We start from the raw sequence: 5,502 nt of genomic DNA on the forward strand, positions 1-5,502 counted from the left end.
CATGATTATTGACGTCTTTTAGCAAGACTGCCTGGTTCAATAAGGTGACGCCAGCCTGTTTGAGAGCAGTGAAGCAGGGTCTGAGTTGACTATCTAACTCGTTAGGGTGATTGCAGTGTGTGACGAGTATGAGTTGTTTGTTGCAATCAGAAAATATTTTTAATAGTTCTTGGTCGATTCTTTCCGGGATACTGACGACCATTCGAGAATGAATACGAATGCGTTGGATATGCTTGATATCAGCAATATTGTTTATTAGCCAGGCAAGGTGGTCGTTATTGTGTATTAAGGGTTCGCCACCGCTCAGGATTACCTCATCTAATTCTTTGTGTTCTTCAATGTAGTTGAAGACCTTTCGCCATTCGTTTTTTGATTGGCGATGCGCGTCATAAGGAAAATTCCGGCGGAAGCAGTAACGACAGTTAATAGCGCACACAGTACTACTCATGAGTAATACCCGATTATTGTACTTGTGCAGTAAGCCTTTGACGGGAGAGTACTCTTCCTCGTTCAGAGGGCTATCGTTAAAACCATCGACTTGCTTGAACTCTCTATTTTGAGGAAGTACTTGTAGAAGAAGTGGGTCATTCGGGTCGTTTGAACGAATACTTGCCAAGTAACGTGGTGGTACTCTTAATTCAAACAAACGCTCAGCCTCTTCATCTACTAAAGGATGATCGTTCAGACCTAGCTTGTTCAGCAAGTCTGCAGTACTTATTTTGCACTGGCTAAGTTGAGACTGCCATGAACCGTATTGCGCTTTATTTTCGACAGGAATAGTTGATAGATGTATCATGTGCGCTTTAATTTTGGTCTGCGAGCCTAAAAAAGAGTCAGCCCTTGATGTAAAGAGGCCGGTAAACCGCGCAGTATATAGCGAAGTAAAGCTATAGAAAACAGTTTGTCGCCCACTCATTGGCCCTGTATAGATTAGGCTGGACCAAGATAGCGAGAAAATAATTCCGTAAATTGAATAGTTCCTGCATAAATATGTAGGAGACAGAAACAGGTGAGATCAAAATGGGAAGTTATTCTACCAGCGAATTCCGTTCAGGCTTAAAAGTAATGTTGGATGGTGATCCTTGTGCGGTGATTGAGAATGAATTTGTAAAGCCAGGAAAAGGCCAGGCTTTTAACCGCGTTAAGTTGAGAAACCTCAATACTGGGCGTCAATGGGAGAGAACCTTCAAGTCAGGTGAATCTCTTGAAGCGGCTGACGTAATGGAATTCGATATGGAGTACCTCTATACCGATGGTGAGTTCTGGCACTTTATGATGACTGATGGTTCTTTTGAACAGCATGCTGCTGATGAAAAGGCTGTCGGTGATACAATTAAGTGGTTAAAGGAACAGGATGTTTATACGGTCACACTATTCAATGGTGCACCCTTGGCTGTTGCTGCAGCAAACTTTGTTGAGCTGGAAGTGGTAGAAACTGACCCGGGTTTGAAAGGCGATACAGCTCAAGGTGGCACAAAGCCGGCTACCTTTTCTACCGGTGCAACGGTCAATGTGCCATTATTTGTCAATATTGGTGAGAAGCTGCGTATCGATACTCGTACTGGTGAATACGTGAGTCGTGCCAAGTCATAATTGAGCAATTGATTGCATAGAGATTAGAGGTTTGCTTGCTTGTTATGAATAAAACTTCAGAACAATGGCAACCAACATGTTCTTTGCAAAGACTAAAAGCCCGGGCTGAGCTATATGCGCAGCTTCGGGCTTTTTTTGTCGCACGTCATGTGCTTGAAGTTGAAACGCCTATTCTTGGTCGCTCAACTGCGACAGATCCTCATCTGGAAAGTTTGTCTTGCGCTTTGAATTCTGCACCTGGTGCGGGTTCAGAATGTTTATATCTACATACTTCTCCTGAATTCCCTATGAAGCGTCTACTTGCTGCGGGGAGTGGTTCGATTTTCCAAATCTGTAAAACTTTTCGTAATGCTGAAAGCGGCGTACGACATAATCCTGAATTTTCCATGCTTGAATGGTATCGCCCAGGCTTTGATCTCAACGCTCTGATGCAAGAAACCGCAGACCTACTGGAAACTCTTTTGGGTTCATGTGAAGTGTCGACAGTTAGTTATCGCGACTTGTTTCGGAAATATTTAGATCTTGACCCGATGATAGTCGCTATTGATGTACTGAGGCAGAAAGCAATAGAGTTGGCCGGCTATTCCGGGCCTAATTTGGAACGTGATGAGTACCTGGATCTGCTACTAAGCGTCTGTATTGAGCCATACTTGGGCTGTTCTGAAGATAGTAAGCTTAGACCCGTGTTTGTTTCGGATTATCCCGCATCACAAGCATCTCTAGCCGCCTTGAAGCATGATGAGGATGGCTTATTGGTCGCAGAAAGGTTCGAGCTATATATAAACGGGCTCGAGATTGCGAATGCCTATCATGAACTAACGGATGCTAAAGAGCAGCGCCAGCGCTTTGAATCTGATAATTTGGTACGCCAGGATATGGGTTTGAATGGGATACCAATCGATGAGAAGTTCTTATCAGCTTTGGAGTCTGGTATGCCAGACTGTTCGGGAATTGCCCTAGGTTTGGATCGTTTGTTGATGATCAAAGAGGGAGTCAATAGCATTGAAGATGTATTGAGCTTCCCTCTAAGTCGGGTCTAGTAAATCTAGCTTTTAATGATACTACCGAAGTTTTCACCCATTCTAACGGGGGAGCCTGCCTGCATTGCTTCATTGAATTGTGTTGTGCCTTTTGGAAACGCCAATACAACGGTAGAACCGAGCTTGAATCGTCCCATTTCCTGCCCCTTTTCCAGAGTGATACTGCTCGCATCCCCATAAAGGGTACTGTTCACATCGCGCTTAACCGGAGCGACTAAACCAGACCAAACGGTCTCGATACTGGCAACAATCATTGCACCAACCAAGACCATGGCCATCGGGCCAAACTCGGTATCGAATATGGCTGCAACACGCTCATTTCTGGCGAATAGGCGAGGGACATTCTCTGCCGTTACCGGGTTAACCGAAAATAACTTACCAGGGATATAAACCATTTCTCTTAATGTGCCGGTGCAGGGCATATGAATTCGATGGTAATCTTTAGGCGACAAGTAGATTGTTGAGAAGTCGCCACCCATAAACGGTTCGGCTCGTTCAATGTCGCCGCCAAGCAGCTCTACCACACTAAAGCTCTGACCTTTTGCCTGAAATACCTGGCCTTTATCAACCTGGCCTAGCTGGCTAATCGCGCCATCAACCGGAGAAATGATTGCATCTTCTTGGGTGTCAATTTCCCGTGCGCCAGGTTTAAGTTCACGAGTGAAGAAGTCATTGAAGTGCTTAAAATTCTCTGGCGAATCAAGCAAGGCTTCAGACATATTGACGCCGTATTTATCAATAAACCAAGCGATCAGCTTATTCTTGAACGCCGGAATTTCACATTCAGCGACTTTTCCTGCTGCCCGCGAGATCAAGTGTTGCGGTGCAATATATTGACTGAAAATAAATAGATCATCGAGTTTCATAGTAAGTCCGTTAGTAGTAATTTACTCATTCAATAGGGGTGTCAGCTTGGTTTCCCCATTCGCCCCAAGAACCAGGGTAAGCTTTTATATCTGTGAAGCTAAGTAGCTTGCCTAATAGATAAGTGAGGCCTGAGCGATGGTGGGTTTGGCAGTGTGTGACGGTTGGCTTTTCTGGGCTTATTCCAACAGTCGCTAACTCACTCAACAAGGTGTCAAAGGGTTTTAGTTTTAGGCTATTTTGTTGATCCATCGCGCGAGTCCACTCGTAGTTTAGTGCGCCGGGAATCTTGCCGCCTCTGGCTGCGTAAGCAGTTTCGCCACTATGCTCCATCGGAGAACGAGCGTCCCAGATTTGCAAATCTTGAGTGTTTACAAGCTCTTTTAGCTGCGCGAGAGTGAGGCTATGTTTACCGCTAAAAGACACTTGAATATCTGACTTTTCATTAGCCACAGGGCCGCTTTCCATGTCGAAATTTTCAGCAGCCCATGCGTGCAAGCCGCCATTCAAATAGCGGTAGTTGTTATGGCCAATTTCATCGAGTAGCCAGATAAAACGTCCTGCCCAGCCGCCACCTTCATCATCGTATACAATAACCTGACTATCGGGAGTCAGACCAATGCTTTGCATTAAATCGTTTAAATTTTCTTTACTCGGAGCAAGGCCGGGCACCGGCGGACCCGCCTGGGTTAAATTAGGGCTTACCAGTACTGCACCGGGGATATGAGCGCTTAGGTAGCGATCTTCTTTTCCAAGGTCGACGATGATCAGCTTTTCAGAGGAGTCTTCATTATTTAATAGTGCGAGTAATTGAGGCGCTTCAATTAACAGATCTGACATTTGTTAGTTCTCATTGCTTCAAATGATGATCGGCGGATCATACCAGATGACAAAGTTTGGGACTAACTATTCTTCACCCTTTGATGCTTGACGATTCGCTTGATGCTGTAAGGAAGTAGTGACTGCGCTGCATAGGTATTTGAATTGTTTATAGTGAGCGTCGGTGAGTGTTTGGTTGTCAGTGTTATCTGCGAAGAAAAGGGCAACCGGTTTTTTGCCAACAAATACCGACATTAAGAAAAACTCTTTTGAGTCGGTGGCGCCCTTGAAATTCATGGGAATCAGGTCGAGTATCTTCTTGTCACTAGAGGGTTTCACCCAAATACTGGCTGGGCGAGAGCATAATTTCTCAAAAATAGTATTCTTGATTATTTTGCTTTCAAAATCCTTAAGTTCAGGGTGATCTTGGCACCCGACTGAATAATAGTTTTTAAAGCGGCTGCGGTCTTTGCTTATCAGACCCACGCATGCTCGTTCTAACTCAATGCCGTAGGCAATGCCTTGGGTCGCGGCATTCATCAGCTCATGTAGGTCGGTAAACTCCTGCGGGCGATGAGCCATGATATGTGTTAGCTCAGTATATAAGGGGTTCCGTGAAAGCGGCCCGTTTGCTTGCGCTTTTTCAGCAATGCCTTCTTTATTAGTCGGTGCATTAATTTTTTCAGGTTTCGGTACGTCCCGGTTCTCGTGTTGTCTGGTGTCTTCAAGCTTGTTAGTTTTAGTAGAGCTGGCTATTGGCGCTTCTGGAGCAGGGGGCGCTGCTTTTCCCTTCTGAGATGGCGCATAGGCATCTGACTGGAATTCACTGAGTTGGCACTCACTTTGTGCTTTAGTGCGCTTGCGTGGTGGCACGAATAATTTAGCAGCCGGTTGCATTACGCCTGGCATAGGATGAGCGCGTGACATATCTGCAGCAGCTTCATGAGTTAGCTGAATCGCTTCATCAACCGAGCAGTTTAAGTAGCAAGCCAGAATCCGTTGTGCTCTTAATGTTGCCCTTGAATACCAGCAATATGAAGAATAGTGAGCAATCAGGTTTGCCAGCATCACGACAAAATGTGGAGACTGCATCAGCATATTAATGTCGCGATCTTCAACACGGAGCGGTTTCCCATCAGGGCTAAAAGAGCGGGCAATAGTGACCCATTGCTTATGGCTTAATTGT

The 5,502-nt window shown here is 45.2% G+C and carries 6 protein-coding genes; 2 read left to right on the forward strand and 4 right to left on the reverse strand.

The features are described 5' to 3' along the window. The coding region (locus A3766_RS04635) for a KamA family radical SAM protein (RefSeq protein WP_197479322.1) at positions 1-796 on the reverse strand (796 nt) is incomplete at its 3' end. A 224-nt stretch (positions 797-1,020) separates the two neighbouring features. Here A3766_RS04635 and efp point away from each other — a divergent pair. Together efp and epmA are read left to right on the forward strand one after the other, a co-directional pair. After that, positions 1,021-1,593 carry an elongation factor P gene (gene efp / locus A3766_RS04640; RefSeq protein ID WP_068507556.1) on the forward strand — a complete coding sequence of 191 codons (573 nt, stop codon included), beginning with the start codon at positions 1,021-1,023 and terminating at the stop codon, positions 1,591-1,593. A 44-nt stretch (positions 1,594-1,637) separates the two neighbouring features. Continuing rightward, positions 1,638-2,633, forward strand: coding sequence for an EF-P lysine aminoacylase EpmA (gene epmA, locus A3766_RS04645; protein ID WP_068507597.1), 996 nt, complete (start codon positions 1,638-1,640; stop codon positions 2,631-2,633). 5 nt (positions 2,634-2,638) lie between these two features. Here epmA and asd read toward each other — a convergent pair whose 3' ends face one another. The 3 genes from asd to A3766_RS30385 all read right to left on the reverse strand — a co-directional run. Next, positions 2,639-3,499: an archaetidylserine decarboxylase gene (gene asd, locus A3766_RS04650; protein WP_068507599.1), complete on the reverse strand. Its 861-nt coding sequence runs from the start codon at positions 3,497-3,499 to the stop codon at positions 2,639-2,641. 25 nt (positions 3,500-3,524) lie between these two features. Beyond that, on the reverse strand, positions 3,525-4,337 hold the full coding sequence (locus tag A3766_RS04655; RefSeq protein ID WP_068507602.1) for a sulfurtransferase: 813 nt from the start codon (positions 4,335-4,337) through the stop codon (positions 3,525-3,527). A 66-nt stretch (positions 4,338-4,403) separates the two neighbouring features. Beyond that, a partial coding sequence (locus A3766_RS30385) for a hypothetical protein (RefSeq protein WP_197479323.1) occupies positions 4,404-5,502 on the reverse strand: 1,099 nt, incomplete at its 5' end.

The organism is Oleiphilus sp. HI0132, from assembly GCF_001635845.1.

Coding starts and splice junctions, on each gene's coding strand:
- efp (WP_068507556.1), top strand. CDS start 1,021: ATGGGAAGTTATTCTACCAGCGAATTCCGTTCAGGCTTAAAAGTAATG.
- epmA (WP_068507597.1), top strand. CDS start 1,638: ATGAATAAAACTTCAGAACAATGGCAACCAACATGTTCTTTGCAAAGA.
- asd (WP_068507599.1), bottom strand. CDS start 3,499: ATGAAACTCGATGATCTATTTATTTTCAGTCAATATATTGCACCGCAA.
- A3766_RS04655 (WP_068507602.1), bottom strand. CDS start 4,337: ATGTCAGATCTGTTAATTGAAGCGCCTCAATTACTCGCACTATTAAAT.